18 protein-coding genes are annotated in these 15,273 nt (G+C 53.9%); 7 read left to right on the top strand and 11 right to left on the bottom strand.

The window, feature by feature from the left end; translation table 11 throughout:
• The first annotated feature begins 8 nt into the window (after positions 1-8).
• Positions 9-1,991: an alkyl/aryl-sulfatase gene (locus ACQG11_RS04580; RefSeq protein WP_063150155.1), complete on the top strand. Its 1,983-nt coding sequence runs from the start codon at positions 9-11 to the stop codon at positions 1,989-1,991.
• A 102-nt stretch (positions 1,992-2,093) separates the two neighbouring features.
• Here ACQG11_RS04580 and ACQG11_RS04575 read toward each other — a convergent pair whose 3' ends face one another.
• Both ACQG11_RS04575 and ACQG11_RS04570 read right to left on the bottom strand, forming a co-directional pair.
• On the bottom strand, positions 2,094-2,978 hold the full coding sequence (locus ACQG11_RS04575) for an SDR family oxidoreductase (protein WP_022649272.1): 885 nt from the start codon (positions 2,976-2,978) through the stop codon (positions 2,094-2,096).
• Positions 2,979-3,039: 61 nt separating this feature from the next.
• Complete coding sequence (locus tag ACQG11_RS04570) at positions 3,040-3,429, bottom strand: YdeI family stress tolerance OB fold protein (RefSeq protein ID WP_022649271.1); 390 nt, start codon at positions 3,427-3,429, stop codon at positions 3,040-3,042.
• Between the two features lie 139 nt (positions 3,430-3,568).
• Between ACQG11_RS04570 and ACQG11_RS04565 the strand changes: the two genes are divergently transcribed.
• Genes ACQG11_RS04565 through ACQG11_RS04550 form a run of 4 tightly spaced genes read left to right on the top strand, consistent with a single transcriptional unit; the run spans position 3,569 to position 6,065 of the window.
• Entirely contained in the window at positions 3,569-4,072 is a 504-nt protein-coding gene (locus ACQG11_RS04565; RefSeq protein ID WP_426728208.1) for a hypothetical protein, read from the top strand.
• Positions 4,073-4,081: 9 nt separating this feature from the next.
• A complete protein-coding gene (locus ACQG11_RS04560) occupies positions 4,082-4,528 on the top strand; it encodes a DUF421 domain-containing protein (RefSeq protein WP_022649269.1) in 447 nt (148 codons plus the stop codon).
• 15 nt (positions 4,529-4,543) lie between these two features.
• Entirely contained in the window at positions 4,544-5,062 is a 519-nt protein-coding gene (locus ACQG11_RS04555; protein ID WP_022649268.1) for a 2-oxo-tetronate isomerase, read from the top strand.
• A gap of 16 nt (positions 5,063-5,078) precedes the next feature.
• Positions 5,079-6,065, top strand: a complete 987-nt coding sequence (locus tag ACQG11_RS04550; RefSeq protein ID WP_023298529.1) for an SDR family oxidoreductase — start codon at positions 5,079-5,081, stop codon at positions 6,063-6,065.
• Here the strand turns inward: ACQG11_RS04550 and ACQG11_RS04545 are convergent, their stop codons facing one another.
• From ACQG11_RS04545 to ACQG11_RS04515, 7 genes are all read right to left on the bottom strand, one after another.
• Positions 6,066-7,691 carry an alpha-amylase family protein gene (locus tag ACQG11_RS04545; RefSeq protein WP_426728207.1) on the bottom strand — a complete coding sequence of 542 codons (1,626 nt, stop codon included), beginning with the start codon at positions 7,689-7,691 and terminating at the stop codon, positions 6,066-6,068.
• Positions 7,692-7,699: 8 nt separating this feature from the next.
• The gene (cydB, locus tag ACQG11_RS04540) at positions 7,700-8,710 is read right to left on the bottom strand and encodes a cytochrome d ubiquinol oxidase subunit II (RefSeq protein WP_022649265.1); all 1,011 of its coding nucleotides are present in this window, start codon (positions 8,708-8,710) and stop codon (positions 7,700-7,702) included.
• Positions 8,710-10,113, bottom strand: coding sequence for a cytochrome ubiquinol oxidase subunit I (locus ACQG11_RS04535; RefSeq protein WP_063147423.1), 1,404 nt, complete (start codon positions 10,111-10,113; stop codon positions 8,710-8,712). The genes cydB and ACQG11_RS04535 overlap by 1 nt, the downstream gene beginning before the upstream one ends.
• 70 nt (positions 10,114-10,183) lie before the next feature.
• On the bottom strand, positions 10,184-11,056 hold the full coding sequence (locus tag ACQG11_RS04530) for a manganese catalase family protein (RefSeq protein WP_022649263.1): 873 nt from the start codon (positions 11,054-11,056) through the stop codon (positions 10,184-10,186).
• 17 nt (positions 11,057-11,073) lie between these two features.
• Positions 11,074-11,580: a ferritin-like domain-containing protein gene (locus ACQG11_RS04525; protein WP_022649262.1), complete on the bottom strand. Its 507-nt coding sequence runs from the start codon at positions 11,578-11,580 to the stop codon at positions 11,074-11,076.
• 62 nt (positions 11,581-11,642) lie between these two features.
• Entirely contained in the window at positions 11,643-12,140 is a 498-nt protein-coding gene (locus ACQG11_RS04520) for a ferritin-like domain-containing protein (RefSeq protein WP_320684341.1), read from the bottom strand.
• Positions 12,141-12,230: 90 nt separating this feature from the next.
• Complete coding sequence (locus ACQG11_RS04515) at positions 12,231-12,419, bottom strand: general stress protein (RefSeq protein WP_022649261.1); 189 nt, start codon at positions 12,417-12,419, stop codon at positions 12,231-12,233.
• Positions 12,420-12,871: 452 nt separating this feature from the next.
• Here ACQG11_RS04515 and yjdI point away from each other — a divergent pair, with 452 nt between their 5' ends.
• Positions 12,872-13,102 carry a 4Fe-4S mono-cluster protein YjdI gene (gene yjdI, locus ACQG11_RS04510; RefSeq protein ID WP_022649260.1) on the top strand — a complete coding sequence of 77 codons (231 nt, stop codon included), beginning with the start codon at positions 12,872-12,874 and terminating at the stop codon, positions 13,100-13,102.
• Between the two features lie 10 nt (positions 13,103-13,112).
• Complete coding sequence (locus ACQG11_RS04505) at positions 13,113-13,385, top strand: GNAT family N-acetyltransferase (RefSeq protein WP_006811846.1); 273 nt, start codon at positions 13,113-13,115, stop codon at positions 13,383-13,385.
• A gap of 33 nt (positions 13,386-13,418) precedes the next feature.
• On the opposite strand, the gene ACQG11_RS04500 is transcribed toward ACQG11_RS04505, so the two are convergent.
• Positions 13,419-14,648, bottom strand: a complete 1,230-nt coding sequence (locus ACQG11_RS04500) for an amino acid permease (RefSeq protein WP_022649259.1) — start codon at positions 14,646-14,648, stop codon at positions 13,419-13,421.
• Between the two features lie 116 nt (positions 14,649-14,764).
• A complete protein-coding gene (locus ACQG11_RS04495; protein ID WP_022651793.1) occupies positions 14,765-15,229 on the bottom strand; it encodes a multidrug/biocide efflux PACE transporter in 465 nt (154 codons plus the stop codon).
• Positions 15,230-15,273: the final 44 nt, after the last annotated feature.

The raw sequence follows: 15,273 nt of genomic DNA, 5'->3' as shown, positions 1-15,273 counted from the left end.
GAGGATGTATGAAATTTAAAACTCTCGTTAGTGCGATGGCCGTTGCTGGTCTGCTATTGGCCTCGTTGATCTCATTGCCTGTCCTGGCACAAAAGGAGGTGAAGGAAGCCACTGCCCATACGAAACACATGAATGATGCACTTTATGGTCAACTGCCCTTCTTTGATAAAACCGATTTCCGAAATGCGCATAAAGGCTTTATTGCCCCGCTGCCACCTGCGGTGATTAAAGGTGAAAAAGGCGCCGTTATCTGGAATCCCCAGAAATACGCTTTTATCAAAGAAGGGCAAAAAGCGCCGGATACCGTCAACCCGAGCCTGTGGCGTCAGGCGCAGCTGAATAATATCGGCGGTCTGTTTGAAGTCACGGAAGGCGTCTACCAGATCCGCAACCTCGATCTGTCGAATATGACAATCATAGAGGGCAAAGAGGGGATCACGGTTATCGATCCGCTGGTGTCTGCGGAAACGGCTAAAGCGGGCATGGATCTTTACGTTAAGCATCGCGGCAAACGTCCGGTTGTTGCCGTTATTTATACCCATAGCCACGTCGATCATTATGGCGGCGTGCGTGGCGTAATTGATGAAGCCGGGGTAATGTCCGGCAAAGTGAAAGTCTATGCGCCAGCCGGTTTTATGGAAGAGGCGGTATCGGAAAATATCATGGCCGGAAACGCCATGAGTCGCCGTGCCAGCTATATCCACGGAAACCTGCTGAAGCCCGGTGTGAAGGGGCAGGTGGGGGCAGGTCTGGGGACTACCACCTCAGCCGGAACGGTCACGCTCATCGCGCCCACTCACTCTATTACCGAAGAGGAGCAGAAAGAGGTCATTGACGGTCTCACCTATGACTTTATGCTGACGCCGGAATCGGAAGCACCGTCTGAAATGCTCTGGTATGTGGAAGAGAAAAAGCTGATCGAAGCAGCAGAGAACGTCACTCACACCCTGCACAATACCTACTCGCTGCGCGGGGCGAAAATACACGATCCGCTGGCATGGTCAAAGTACATCAATAACGCCATCGATCGTTGGGGTGATAAAGCGGAAATCATTATCGCGCAGCACCACTGGCCCACGTGGGGTAACAAAAAAGTGGTGAAGCTGATGAAAAGCCAGCGTGATATCTACCGCTATATCAACGACCAGACGCTCAGACTGGCGAATAAGGGGCTGACGAGGGATGAAATAGCCGCTAATTTCGCCCTGCCTTACGGGCTGGCTAAATCCTGGGCAGGCCGTGGCTATTACGGCTCGGTAAGCAACAACGTCAAAGCCACCTATGTCTACTATCTTGGCTGGTTCGACGGCAATCCGGCGACGCTCGATGAACTGCCTCCGGTCGAGGCGGCGAAAAAGTATGTCGATTACATGGGCGGAGCCCGCGCGATCCTTGAAAAAGCCCGTGTCGATTATGCCCGGGGGAATTATCGCTGGGTGGCTCAGGTGGTCAGTAAAGTCGTTTTTGCCGATCCGAATAATAAGGCGGCGCGCGAACTGGAAGCCGATGCGTTTGAACAGCTGGGATACCATGCGGAGTCAGGGCCGTGGCGTAACGCCTACCTCACCGGTGCGCAAGAGTTGCGTAACGGCGTGAAGATAAAGCCGACGCCCAAAACCGCCAGCCCGGATGCGGTCCGTGCCATGTCGACTGAGATGATTTTTGACTACTTCGGCGTTCACCTTAACGGCGTCAGAGCGGCGAATGCCAGAGGCGTTTTTAACGTTGATTTAGGCCGCGAGGGCGGCAGGTATAAGCTGGAGCTGGAGAATGGCGTGCTAAACCATAGTGCCAATATCCAGGCAGAAGATCCGGATGCAACCATTACGCTCAGCCGCGAAACGCTGAACAAAATCATCCTTAAGGAAACCACGCTGAAAAAGGCGCAACAGGCAGGAGAGGTGACGATCGTCGGCAACGCCGCGAAGGTAGACGAAATGCTGCGCTGCATGGAGAGCTTCAGTTTCTGGTTTCCTGTCGTCACCCCTTAAATGTAAAAAAGGCTGCTTTCGCAGCCTTTTAGCATTCGCCAGCAACAATTTGCCGGGTAGCGGCTTCGCCTTACCCGGCCTACACTCTGCGCTGCTTGAGCGCTAGATGACGCCGTCGCCGCCGTCTGAACACCAGACCTGCCCGGAGGTGTATGAACACTCATCCGAGGCCAGAGTGACATACAGCGGTGCGATCTCCACGGGCTGTCCCGGGCGTCCCAGAGGGGTACTCTCGCCAAAATGTTTCACTTTTTCCTGTGGCTGCCCACCGCTGGGCTGGAGCACGGTCCAGTAAGGTCCGGGCGCTACCGCGTTCACGCGGATCCCTTTCGGACCGAGCTGTTTCGCCAGCGCTTTGGTAAACACCGCGAGACAGGCTTTGGTCTGCGCATAGTCAAGCAGTACGGCGCTCGGTTTTACCGCCTGTACAGATGAGGTGTTAATGATGGAAGCGGGAGCTTTCATGTGGCGCAACGCCGCCTTTGTGATCCAGAAAGGCGCATAGACGTTGGTTTTAAAGGTCGCGTCAAAATCTTCCGTGGTCAGTTCTTCCAGCGTCTCACGGTACTGCTGGCGGCCTGCGTTATTCACCAGGATGTCCAGCCCGCCCAGTTTTCCGACGGCCTGTTCCACCAGGTTCTGACAAAAAGTTTCGTCCCGCACATCGCCCGGAAGCGCGACGGCATTCCGTCCTTCCGCTTTAATCAGGGCGATCACTTCCGCAGCGTCTTCTTCCTCTTCCGGCAAATAGTTAATGGCGACATCTGCCCCTTCGCGGGCATAGGCAATGGCTACCGCGCGTCCGATGCCGGAATCGCCCCCGGTAATTAGCGCCTTCTTACCGGTAAGCCGGCCATGCCCTTTGTAGCTTGTCTCGCCGTGATCGGGAACAGGGTCCATTTCAGAGGCCAGGCCCGGTGGTGTCTGGGGCTGCTCCGGGAAAGGTGGCGTTGGGTAAGCGTTCGTACGTTGTTCATTATCACTCATAGCTAACTCCTTGTTAGGGGTGAGATTTGATGGATAGTTACAGCGTTAACGCTTCGCTGAATTATTTTTGCAAGTGGCTGACCCGCACTACGGGTGGGGATGATTTTTTATCGAGCGAGCCGCTAATACTGATCATGTTGTCAGGTTCCACGGTTCTGTCATCAAATACGGCTTTCGGGATAATAACGTCGATTTTCCCGGTTTTATCCTGGAATACGTATTTATCGCCATTGCCATCAATAAGATTGCCGCGCAATGAAATAGAGGCGCCATCATGCATCTCTTTTGCCTGAGTAATGGTCATAATGCGCGCATCATCGGTACCACGATAACCACTGTCCAGGGCATGCGGCGGTGGCGGCGCTTCACCCTTTTGTAACCCGCCGTTATTATCTGCCCATGCGGAAGGGATAATTAATATTAACAAGGCTGAAATCACTGATAATTTCATCTGATATCCTTCATTTTGGATGTCTTGACTTATTAAGTATTGTTGCTATTCCTTTATGTGGCAAATGTGATAAGTCTTAAAAGCATTTGCGTAGAAAAATCAAAAATTTCGGCAATTAAGCGAAACGGTGACAAAAGCCATGGAACCAAAAAATGAAAAAGTGCCTGGGATAAAAGAGAGTTATCGTTTACTGACGTTTGAGTATGCATTTCGTCAGGTGGGTTTTATTGTACTGTTAGGTATTATCGTGGCCGCGTTAGCCGGCCTGTTTTCCAGCGGTGCGGTTAGCGACGTGGAGAAAACAAACGAAGCAAAATCCCTGACCCTGAGCTATGAGCGCTTCGGCCGCCGCCAGACCGAATCGCGGATGACGCTGACGTTTCCGGTGACGTCTGAGGGTAAATATATTCTCAGCCTGACCAGCGAAAGCAGCGACGTATATGAGCCGGCCAGCGTCTGGCCGCAGCCGGACAGCATGTATAGCCGGGGGAACACCCTGTTTCTCGTTTACGACAATCTGAAACAGAGCGATAAGTTCACCGTCCTGCTGTTCATCACGCCGACAAAAGCAGGGAAATGGACAAACAGCATCCGCGTAAACAACGGGCCAGATATCCGCTTCTGGCAGTTTATTTACCCCTAGGAGTCGAATATGGACATGGTTTTTCGTGCCCTGGCAATATACCTGTTTCTGGTGATCGTGTTTAAAGTCGCCGGACGGCGCGCCCTGCTGCAAATGACCAGCTTTGACCTTATTTTGCTCTTAATTATCAGTGAGGCGACACAGCAGGCGCTACTGGGCGAAGATTTTTCCGTCACCGGTGCGATGATTACAATAACAACGCTGGTGGTGGTGGATATTATTTTTGGCCTGATTAAAAAATATTCTTCTTCTGTTGAGAATGTTCTTGATGGCACCCCGGTGATATTGGTAGAGAATGGTATTCCCATTGCGGATAAACTGAAAAAAGTCGATGTATCCTGCGATGATATATTGGTTTCAGCACGCCAGAACCACGGCATAACGGAATTAAAGGATATTAAGTACGCGATCCTTGAGCGTAACGGCCATATTTCAATTATTCCTGAAGAAAATTAACTAAGGGGCACATCCATGAGCAACCTTATTCACGATAATAATACGACCATCAGCGAGCTGACGAAAAAGCTTGCCACGACGCTCACAGAAAGAGGACTGCGTCTAACCACGGCGGAGTCCTGCACCGGCGGTAATCTCGCGGTTGCGCTTTGTGCCGAAGAGAACACGGCGGAATTTTATGACGTTGGCATGGTGGTGTTCAGCGATGCGGCGAAGGAGAGGATCCTCGGCGTGCGGCACGAAACGATTGAGCGCTTCACCGCCGTCAGTGAACAAACGGTTACTGAGATGGCCGCTAAAATTCGCGATATTGCCGAGGCGGATATTGGTGTTGCCATCAGCGGCTATGCGGGACCGGAAGGCGGAGACGATGGCACGGCAGCCGGTACGGTCTGCTTCGGCTGGAATATTCGCGGACAGACGGAAACCCGCACCGTGCTGTTTTCCGGTGAATGTCAGGATGTGGTGGAAAAAGCGGTGCGTTATTCGCTGTCTGAACTGATCGAAATACTCTCCGGATGGGATAACGTCTGAGACAAGGGGAAAGGCTATGGCTGTTATCGTTATTACCGGCGGTACGGCGGGCGTGGGGAAAGCCACGGCGCTGCACTTTGCTAAAGCGGGCTACGATGTAGGCATTATTGCCCGCGATGAGCAGAGCCTGCGCTCCACAGAAGAGGAGTTGCGCCGTTTCGGGATCAACGCGTGTGCCGTTCAGGCCGACGTGGCGGACAGCAAGGCGGTGACCGATGCTGCTAACGAAATTGAATACCGGCTTGGAGCCATCGATGTGTGGGTGAATAACGCCATGGGCGGGATGCTGGCGCCGTTTCGCACCATGTCCCCGGAGGAGTTTCGCCGCGTCACCGAGGTGACCTATCTGGGCTATGTTAACGGCACCCGCGCCGCGCTGGAGTTAATGACCCCTCGCGATCGCGGAACGATTATTCAGGTTGGCTCCGCGCTGGCCTACCGTTCCATTCCCTTGCAGTCAGCCTACTGTGGCGCGAAGGCCGCGATCCGCGGATTTACCGATGCCGTACGCACCGAGCTGATGCATGAAAACAGCCGGGTGCAGATCGCAATGGTACAGATGCCGGGCCTCAATACGCCGCAGTTCGAGTGGGCGAGGAATAAATTTGCCTGGGCGATGCGCCCGGTCCCCCCCGTTTTTCAGCCGGAAGTGGCCGCCAGCGCTATTTTTAAGGTGGCGCAGAAACCGGTGCGGGAGCTATGGGTGGGCAGCAGCACCGTCCAGTCGATTGTCGGGCAGTTTCTTTTCCCCGGTTTTCTGGACCGGCTGATGGTTAAAAAGGCCTGGGAAGGGCAGATGACCGATACGCTAAATGCGGATGACCGTCAGGACTATCTGGATCAGCCGGTTAACGATCTGCATAAAATCCACGGGCATTTCACCGACGAAGCAAAAGAGCGCGCCACCAGCGTTACCTCCGGCATGCCGGGGAAAGTGCTGCTCGGCTCCCTCGCCGTTACGGGCGCGATCGTGGCGCGTCTGCTGCTCTCGCGGAGACGATAATCAGCGCAGTGCGGTACGATCGGTCCAGAACCAGCGGTAGCCATAGCCGCTGAGGTTAAGCGCGACGGTTTTGCCGCATAACAGCGCGTCGTCGTAGCGTTTGTCCGCCAGGCATGCGGTCCAGGTCGCATGCCGGATCCCTCTGGCGGTAAAATTAACGGGCTTATCGCTGAAGTTAACGAAGGTCAGAATGCTGCGCGTGTCGGTTTCGTAATAGATCCCCAGTACCGCATCGTTGTCGATAGTAATAAGACGAAACGGCGCGACGCCGATCTCAGGAAACTCCGAGCGCGTATTGGCGATATCGATAATGCAGTGCAGGAGGGAGTTGCGGTGCAACAGCGAATCCGCCACGTTGATTTTTTGATAGCGGTACGGACCATGGTCAATCATTGGGGCGATAAAGGTTTTCGGGTCGGCATCTGAGAAACCGCCGCCCTGCGATCCGGCCCACTGCATCGGGGTGCGTACGGCGTAACGCTCCTCCAGATCTAAATCATCGCCCATTCCAATTTCATCCCCGTAGCGCATGACCGGTACGCCCGGCAGCGAAAACAAGACCGCATGGCAAAAGGCCAGCCGCTTTCGATCGCCCTTAAGCATCGGCGCCAGACGGCGGCGGATCCCTCGCTGATACACGCTCATCTCTTCATCAGGGGCGAAGGCATCAATGACGGTCTGCTTCGCTTTTTTGCCTATCCCTTCCAGATCCAGCTCATCATGATTGCGCAGCCAGTTGGCGAAGCAGCAGGAGTCCGGCGGCACAATCATCTTTTTCACCGCGTTGCGCAGCGGTCGTGCGCTCTTCTCTGCAAGGCTGACGTAAAAGTACTTATTGAGCCAGAAATTCAGCACCAGGTTGAGCCGGTCATTCTGACCAAAATAATCTTTGTAGGCGTCGACCTCCACGTCGACTTCGCCGAGCAGGATCGCGTCCGGATTGCGCTGTTCGATAAGACGGCGCAGATGCTCCAGGATCCACAGGCCGCGTTTTTCATCTCCACGCCCGGCCTGTTTTGTCAGGTGCGACGCTGCATCCAGGCGAAAGCCCGACACCCCGAGCTTTAGCCAGAAGATGATGATGTTCTCAACCTCCTTCAGCACCGCCGGGGAGGCCAGATTGAGATCCGGCTCGTGGTGATAAAACATATGCCGGTAGTATTGCCCCGCTTCGTCGTCCCATGTCCAGACGCTCTTTTCCACGCCGGGGAACATCGGTGGCGTATCGTCCTCGTCCGTGTCAGACCAGAGATAATAGTCACGGTAGGGTGACTGCGGGTTGCGGCGGGCCTGCTGAAACCAGGGATGCGCATCCGAGGTGTGCTGGATCAGCAGCTCAATAATGACCTTCATCCCCAGCTCCCGCGCCTGTTCAATAAAGGCGATGATATCGTTGAGCTTGCCGAAGCGGGGATCGACCTGCAAATGGTCGCTTACGTCATAGCCTTCATCGAGAAAAGGGGTGAGGTAAAACGGGGTGATCCAGATAACCGTCGCGCCCATCCGGCGGATGTAGCGCAACTTGGCGGCGATCCCGGCGATGTCGCCACAACCATCGCCGTTAAGATCGTAAAACAGGGCGGTATCAATCTGGTAAATAATGGCGCGTGTATGCCAGCCTGCCATAGCAATCCTTAGTGATAACCTTCGGTATCAGACACTTTGCCCCGGAAGACGTAGTAGCTCCAGGCGGTGTAAACCAGGATCACCGGGATGATTAACAGCGTGCCGATCAGCATAAACAGCTGGCTGGCAGGCGGCGCGGCGGCTTCCCACAGGGTGATGTGCGGCGGGATAATGTGTGGCCACAGGCTGATGCCCAGTCCGCTAAAGCCGAGGAAAATCAGGCCCAGCGTTAACAGGAACGGACGGGCATGGCTGTCGGGATTGCGCGTCAGCCGCCAGATCCACAGGCTGAATACCGCCACCAGAACCGGAACCGGCAGGAACCAGAAGAAGTTAGGCAGTGTAAACCAGCGCTCGGCGACAAACTGCCAGCCGAGCGGGGTCCAGATACTCACCACCGCAATAACGGCGATCAGTGCCAGCAGCACGTGGCGGGTCAGCTCACGCATCCGGTTTTGCAGCGCGCCTTCGCTTTTCATGATCAGCCATGTGGTAGCCAGCAGGGTATAGGCGACAATCAAACCCAGCCCGCAGAACAGGTTAAACGGGGTTAACCAGTCCAGCGAGGAGCCCACAAAGCGTCGCCCTTCCACGTCAAAGCCGTTGATCATCGCGCCGACCACGATCCCCTGGCTGAAGGTTGCCAGCAGGGAACCGCCAGCAAAAGAATAGTCCCAGAATTTGCGGTGGGAAGGGGTCGCCTTAAAGCGAAACTCAAACGCCACGCCGCGGAAAATAAGCCCGATCAGCATGGCCGTGAGCGGGATGGTCAGGGCATCGATAATCACCGCGTAGGCCAGCGGAAACGCGCCAAATAGCCCCGCACCGCCGAGAACCAGCCAGGTTTCATTTCCGTCCCAGACCGGTGCGACGCTGTTTACCATTACGTCGCGTTCTTTGGCATCGCCCACAAAGCTGAACAGCATGCCGATACCGAGATCGAAACCGTCCATGATGATGTACATCAGCGTGGCGAAGACAATAATGGCAAACCAGATGACCGGGATATCGACGCCCATCAGATCTTCTCCTCTTCCGGAACAGACTCGGCGGCGGACAGCGGACGGGCAGGGGTGCCCGACGTATTAGACGTTAGCGTGCCGACAGGCTGCGGCCCTTTCTTTATCAACCGGGCGAGATAAACATAACCCACGCCAAATACCGAACAGTAGACCACGATAAAAGCCAGCAGGCTGATGCTCATCTGCAACGTGCTGTGCAGAGACACCGCATCTATCGTGCGCAGATAGCCGTAGACGACCCACGGCTGGCGGCCCACTTCGGTGGTGACCCACCCGGCGAGCAGCGCAAGCAGTCCGGCTGGCCCCATGAACAGGGCAAACCAGTGGAATGGTCGCGAGTGATAGAGTCGGCGGCGATAGCGCAGCCAGACGCTCAGCACACCAAGCGTAATCATCAGCAGCCCCATGCCGACCATAATGCGGAAAGACCAGAAGACGATGAGCGAGTTCGGGCGGTCCTCTTTCGGGAAATCTTTCAGCGCCGGTACCTGTTTATCCAGGCTGTGCGTCAGGATCAGGCTGCCGAGCGCCGGAATTTCAAGCCCGTATTTGGTGCGCTCCTCCTCCATATCCGGTACGCCGAACAGCAGCAGCGGGGTAGCCTCGCCGGGCGGATTTTCCCAGTGGCCTTCAATCGCGGCGATTTTGGCAGGCTGATGCTCAAGCGTATTCAGGCCGTGCATATCCCCAACGACTGCCTGGATGGGCGCGACCAGCAGCGCCATCCACATGGCCATGGAGAACATTTTGCGAATAGCGGGCGTGTCGTTGCCGCGCAGCAGATGCCATGCCCCGGACGCGCCCACAAACAAGGCGCTGCACAGGAAGGCGGCGATGGACATATGGATCAGACGGTAAGGGAATGAGGGGTTAAAAATAATGGCCAGCCAGTCTTCGGGAATGACCTGACCGTTCTGAATACTGAAGCCCTGCGGGGTGTGCATCCAGCTGTTGGAGGCGAGGATCCAGAAGGTGGACATCAGCGTGCCCAGCGCTACCATGCAGGTGGCAAAGAAGTGCAGGCCGGGGCCGACCTTGTTCCAGCCGAACAACATCACGCCCAGGAATCCGGCTTCGAGGAAGAAGGCGGTTAAGACTTCATAAGTGAGCAGAGGGCCGGTTATGCTGCCTGCGAACTGGGAAAATCCGCTCCAGTTAGTCCCAAACTGGTAAGCCATTACCAGCCCGGAAACCACGCCCATACCAAAGTTAACGGCGAAGATTTTCAGCCAGAAATGGTAAAGCGAGCGCCAGACATCATTTTTTGTGCGAAGCCACATGCCCTCGAGAACCACCAGATAGCTCGCAAGCCCGATGGTGATTGCCGGAAAGAGAATATGGAAAGAGACGGTAAAGGCGAACTGTATCCTGGCCAGATGAAACGCATCAAGCTCGAACATGCTCCGTACCTCTGGAACTGATAGCCCACAAGGCATTGCCAGACAGCCTCAGGCTGCCTGGCAAAACCGGTTACGGTTTTTTCTTACCCGCGCCAAGCTCGGCACCGGTAAGCGGATCGGCTTTAGGATCGGATTTCGTACGTGCGCACATTGCTTTGACCAGCGTAGCCTGCTCTGTTGTGAGCGTTACGCTTGCGCCGCCGTCACCGCCATCGACCGCTGGCTGAGGAGATTCCACGTAGTCGAAGTGCTTGTCGCTGTTCCAGCTTCCGCGAACTTCTCCCCCCTCAGACATATTGTAGTACTTGTTGGTGTACTCTTCGATTGGCGGCAATTTACCCGGTGGGAAGTTGTTACGGATCGACTGGAGCGCCTTCTCAAACGAAAGCTGGTGTGCTGCCTCACGCGTCATTAAAAACGCCAGCGCATCTTTAACACCTGGATCGTCCGTTACGTTAATAAGCCGTTCGTAGATAATTTTGGCGCGCGCCTCGGCCGCAATGTTAGAGCGCAGATCCGCGGTGGGTTCGCCAATGGTATCCACGTACGCCGCCGTCCACGGTACGCCTGCGGAGTTAGTGAGCGGAGTACCGCCCCCGTAGAGCAGGGAAGTGATATGACTGTCGTTGCCGTTTTCGGTCATGGACCGGTACAGCTCCGCTTCATTTTCAACGCCTTCCGCCAGTTCACCTTTCGCACCCTTATTAAGCATACCCACCAGGGTGCCGATAATTTCCAGGTGACTTAACTCCTCGGTCGCGATATCCATCAGCATATCTTTACGACCGGGATCGTCGTCGCTCAATCCTTGCGTAAAGTAACGACATGCCGCGGCAAGTTCGCCCTGTGGCCCGCCAAACTGCTCAAGCAGAAGATTAGCCAGACCCGGATTCGGTTCGGCTACGCGTACCGTGTATTGCAGCTGTTTTACGTGTCGAAACATAGTTTCTCCCTCTTCCGTTATTTTTTCGCTTCAACGCCGTCCGCGTCGGAGCGCAGCAGGAACTGTTCCGTCGTCTGTGGAATATGTTGAATCAGCCAGTCCGCCATCTGGCGCTCTTCTTCCAAAATGGATTCAATGGCTGGAATGGAGGCGGTATCGCCCGCTTGTTTGGCCGCGGCCAGCAGAGAGGTGTAGCAGGCAATTTCAAACTGCTCAAAAACGTAGCCGCTGATGGAGCCTTTAACAATTTCGTCGGAAGGGAACATGCCGCCAATGGACTGGCCGAGCGCCGCCATTTTGCTCATGGAATCTTTTATGACCGAACGGGAAATATTATTGCGGTCGAGAATTTCTTCCAGCACGGTAATTTGATGTTTAGTTTCATTAACGTGTTGTTCAATTCGTGCACGTAAGTCGGGATAATTATCAATACGGCTGGCCATTGATTCCAGCATGGATTCGGCTTGCTTTTCCATCGCATGGGCATCGCGTAGCCAATCATGGTAGTGTTCTACATGATTCATAATTAACTCCTGTGATTTATTTTCTGGTTAATTGTTGGTGCTGATGCTCATTAAATTATTATTTATCCTTTCTGGGCTTTTTGATTAATATTGCCGACAGCCAGATCGGTTAATTTGAGATCGGTTTCTTTTTCTTCTTCCAGTGTTTCTGCAAGAAGTTTAACGGCTTTTTTATAGCCTAATTGTTCAGCCAGGGTGGCCAGGGTGCCGTAGCTGGCAATTTCGTAGTGCTCGACTTTCTGTGCGGCGGCAATTAATGCAGCGTCACGCACTTCGTTTTTCTCAGTGCTCTCAATAACTTCGTTGGCTTCTTCAATTAAGCCTTCCATTGCAACGCATTTCATGCGCTTCAGCTTGAGGCCGGATTCCTGCTCAATAATTTGATCGATACGTTCGATCTGTCCCTGCGTCTCCTCAAGGTGAGCCGTGAACGCAGCGCTCAGCTTCTCGCTTGATGCGGCGCGGGCTAACTTGCTTAGCGCGCGGGTCAGCTGCTTCTCAGCGCTGTAGGTATCGGATAACAGGTGAATAAATACATCTTCAATAGTTTTCATATTCATATATTCGCTCCAGTGAAATAAAGGGAAGGTACTGCGAGCCGACAGGCCCGCAGCATGCTCTCGGTATATTTATAAGAGCTTTAAATAAGATCAGGAGTTATCAGATTTACGGCCCCCGCCGTGACTGTTCTGTCCCCCTTTCTTACCCGCTTCAGATGCGCGTTGCGGATCGTTTTTGAAATTACCGCCGCTGTGCTGGCCGCCTTTACGTCCAGCTTCTGATGCTTTTTCACGGTCTTGCGCGAAATTACCGGAACCACCACGATGTTGCTCTGCCATATATCAACCCTCATGTTGCGTTTATGTCAGGTGATACGATAAGTAATTCGTATCAGTTGTCGTTCAGAAATTAACATTAGTCGTTATGTGAGAAGAGTCAAATTTCCTGTCTGGGTTGTTTTGCACCATTTCCAGAGATGCGGGGGAAATACCGCTTCGTTACGATTTTTGAAAATCGGAAGTAAATCCATTGCTTAGGGGGAAATAAATTGTGTCGTTAGGATTCCGCTTAGCTAATAATCTTAATGTGAACGCGGCGGAAATGATTACAAGAATTGACGTAGCGCAAAAATATATCTTGCCGACCTGAGTCTTTATAATCGGAATAGTCTTAAGCGAGAAGTAAAATAACGAGCCGAAACAGTGTATCCGATCGTCGTTTTTGACGTGGTCAGGCGGATCGGGTGAGGGTATGCTGCATTTGTCACCACAATAATTACAGAGGCAATGTCATGGATCAGGAGCTACTGGATGCAGGGTACCGGGCCTATACCGGTGAGAAAATCGATGTCTACTTCAACACAGGGATCTGCAAACACTCGGGCAACTGCGTACGCGGCAGCGCGGCGCTGTTCGACCTGAAGCGTAAACCCTGGATTGCACCGGATGAAGTGGATGCAGAAACTGTTGCGCGCGTAATTGATACCTGCCCGAGCGGTGCGCTGAAGTACCGCCTAAAATAAGTGAGGAACCATGGATATTCTTGAAGGCCATAACAAGTTTTATGTCAACGACGCCGAAGGCAATCAGGTTGCGGAGATCGTCTTTGTCCCGACCGGCGAGCATCTGAGCATCATCGAGCACACCGATGTGGATCCGAGCCTGAAAGGGCAGGGTGTGGGTAAGCAGCTGGTGGCGAAGGTGGTAGAGAAGATGCGCGGGGAGAACCGTAAAATTATCCCGCTGTGTCCGTTTGCGAAGCATGAGTTTGATAATACGCGGGAGTATGACGATATTCGGGCGTAAAACAGATGCCCGGCATTGCGCCGGGCAGCACACTCAACCGACAAACATCACCGACACACACAGCACACCCACAATCAGCGTCAGCAGGTTGCCGATGGAGCGGTACGGTTTTAACGACGGGATCAGGTACGTCGACAGCGTCGGCATGATGAACAGGATCATGGCGATAAGCGGACCGCTGATGGCGTAAATCATGGAGATCGCATTCGGGTTGATGCAGCAGACCGCAAAGGTAATCAGCGACACGCCGAGAATCGAAACCGCGCGGTTAAAGGCACGACTTTTCTTCACACCCACCTGATTCAGCGACGATTTCACAATTTCCGTTGCCCCTTCAATCACGCCAAAATAGGTGCCGAGGAACGATTTCGACATCGCTATAATTGCCACGATAATGCCGGAAATGCCCAGCCATGCCGGGGACGAAGGCATCATCGACAGCGCGGACAGGATCGTCACCCCTTCCTCTTTTGCCGCCACGATATAGGACGGTGGAATCGAAAGCAGGCAGCTGAACACAAAGAACAGCACGCTGAGGCAGATGATCAGGTACGCCACTTTCATGATTTTTTTGCATTTACCCATAGCCTCTTCACCGTATTTCTCGCGACGATCTACGGCGAAGGTCGAGATGATCGGGGTATGGCTAAAAGCGAAAACCATCACCGGGATCGATATCCACACCTGGTGCAGCGTATGCTGGTCGAAGGCCATCTGGCTGGTCAGCAGCGACGGCTGCCAGCTGCCCGTCAGATACAGCGAGACAAACAGGAAATAGGCGATCAGCGGAAAGACAAGGAAACCCATCACCTTAATGGTGATGTGCCGCCCCATCAGGAAGATCAGATTCAAAATCAGCACCACGCCAAAACTCACCAGCATCCGCACGCTGGTATCCACCGTCATCCGTTTCGCCAGCTGTTCAGTAAGTGAGTTGGTTATCGCCACCGCGTAAATCAGAACCACCACAAAGAAGGCCACGAAATAGAGCGTGGTGATGAGGTTGCCGATCTTTTTGCCGTAGTAATGGGAAACGGCACCGGTGATCCCTTCGTTGCCTTTCGTCTTCGACGACAGAATAAATTGCGCCAGCGCTTTATGCGGCCAGTAGGTTAAGGGATACGCCACAAGGGCGGTGATCAGCAGGACAATTGCGCCAGCAGAGCCGAGCTGAATGGGCAAGAACAGGGTTCCTGCGCCCACGGCAGTGCCGTAGAGGGCGAAACTCCAGAGAGTCTCTTCTTTTGACCAAATTTTCGACATTAGAGCAACGTATCAACTATAAAACGAACAAAAAGGAGTGCAATTTACCATAATTATGCGTTGAGGTCGCCGTTGCTTCGCTGGGGTTGGGCCGGAGAAGGTCTCCGGCCGGAAGGTCATTCGCTTGCCAGGGCGCGACGTTGCTGGCGGCGCTTGATAATTTTCTCCCGCAGGGTGTCATACGCCCAGTTGTAGAGCATGGTGTACGGCAGGAAGAACAGGAAGAAACCAATCTCCAGCGTGAAGGCCTGGAGCAGCGTCACGCCCAGCACGGCGGCAACGATGGTTACGCCAATCACAATAAAGCCGCATTCAAAACCCAGCGCATGCAGGGCGCGCACTTTTGCCGTGCGCTTCACCCGCTGAACGGGCCAGAAACGGTCGAAGCCAAAGTTATAGATAATGTTCCAGAGCATTGCCGTGGTCGCCAGAATAATAGTGAGACCCCCCATTTCAACCACCGAGCGCTGCATTAGCCACGCGGCCGTAGGGGCGAGGATCGCCGTAGCAATACCTTCAAAACAGACGGCATGGAAGATCCGCTCCGGCAATTTACGTTGGAGTGCATCCTGATGTTGCATATTTACCTCATATAGACGCCAGTATGGGCGTTAATGCGGCCTAT

This window comes from Enterobacter cloacae complex sp. 372C4 (assembly GCF_050030615.1).
Taxonomy (GTDB): Bacteria; Pseudomonadota; Gammaproteobacteria; order Enterobacterales; family Enterobacteriaceae; genus Enterobacter; species Enterobacter intestinihominis.
The sequence above is the reverse complement of the archived record's forward strand: the minus strand, read 5'-3'. Positions and strand labels throughout refer to the sequence as shown.

Coding starts and splice junctions, on each gene's coding strand:
- ACQG11_RS04545 (WP_426728207.1), bottom strand. CDS start 7,691: ATGGCAGGCTGGCATACACGCGCCATTATTTACCAGATTGATACCGCC.
- ACQG11_RS04515 (WP_022649261.1), bottom strand. CDS start 12,419: ATGGCAGAGCAACATCGTGGTGGTTCCGGTAATTTCGCGCAAGACCGT.
- ACQG11_RS04500 (WP_022649259.1), bottom strand. CDS start 14,648: ATGTCGAAAATTTGGTCAAAAGAAGAGACTCTCTGGAGTTTCGCCCTC.
- ACQG11_RS04570 (WP_022649271.1), bottom strand. CDS start 3,429: ATGAAATTATCAGTGATTTCAGCCTTGTTAATATTAATTATCCCTTCC.
- ACQG11_RS04525 (WP_022649262.1), bottom strand. CDS start 11,580: ATGAATCATGTAGAACACTACCATGATTGGCTACGCGATGCCCATGCG.
- ACQG11_RS04565 (WP_426728208.1), top strand. CDS start 3,569: ATGGAACCAAAAAATGAAAAAGTGCCTGGGATAAAAGAGAGTTATCGT.
- ACQG11_RS04530 (WP_022649263.1), bottom strand. CDS start 11,056: ATGTTTCGACACGTAAAACAGCTGCAATACACGGTACGCGTAGCCGAA.
- ACQG11_RS04555 (WP_022649268.1), top strand. CDS start 4,544: ATGAGCAACCTTATTCACGATAATAATACGACCATCAGCGAGCTGACG.
- ACQG11_RS04575 (WP_022649272.1), bottom strand. CDS start 2,978: ATGAGTGATAATGAACAACGTACGAACGCTTACCCAACGCCACCTTTC.
- ACQG11_RS04505 (WP_006811846.1), top strand. CDS start 13,113: ATGGATATTCTTGAAGGCCATAACAAGTTTTATGTCAACGACGCCGAA.
- yjdI (WP_022649260.1), top strand. CDS start 12,872: ATGGATCAGGAGCTACTGGATGCAGGGTACCGGGCCTATACCGGTGAG.
- ACQG11_RS04580 (WP_063150155.1), top strand. CDS start 9: ATGAAATTTAAAACTCTCGTTAGTGCGATGGCCGTTGCTGGTCTGCTA.
- ACQG11_RS04560 (WP_022649269.1), top strand. CDS start 4,082: ATGGACATGGTTTTTCGTGCCCTGGCAATATACCTGTTTCTGGTGATC.
- ACQG11_RS04550 (WP_023298529.1), top strand. CDS start 5,079: ATGGCTGTTATCGTTATTACCGGCGGTACGGCGGGCGTGGGGAAAGCC.
- ACQG11_RS04495 (WP_022651793.1), bottom strand. CDS start 15,229: ATGCAACATCAGGATGCACTCCAACGTAAATTGCCGGAGCGGATCTTC.
- ACQG11_RS04520 (WP_320684341.1), bottom strand. CDS start 12,140: ATGAATATGAAAACTATTGAAGATGTATTTATTCACCTGTTATCCGAT.
- cydB (WP_022649265.1), bottom strand. CDS start 8,710: ATGGGCGTCGATATCCCGGTCATCTGGTTTGCCATTATTGTCTTCGCC.
- ACQG11_RS04535 (WP_063147423.1), bottom strand. CDS start 10,113: ATGTTCGAGCTTGATGCGTTTCATCTGGCCAGGATACAGTTCGCCTTT.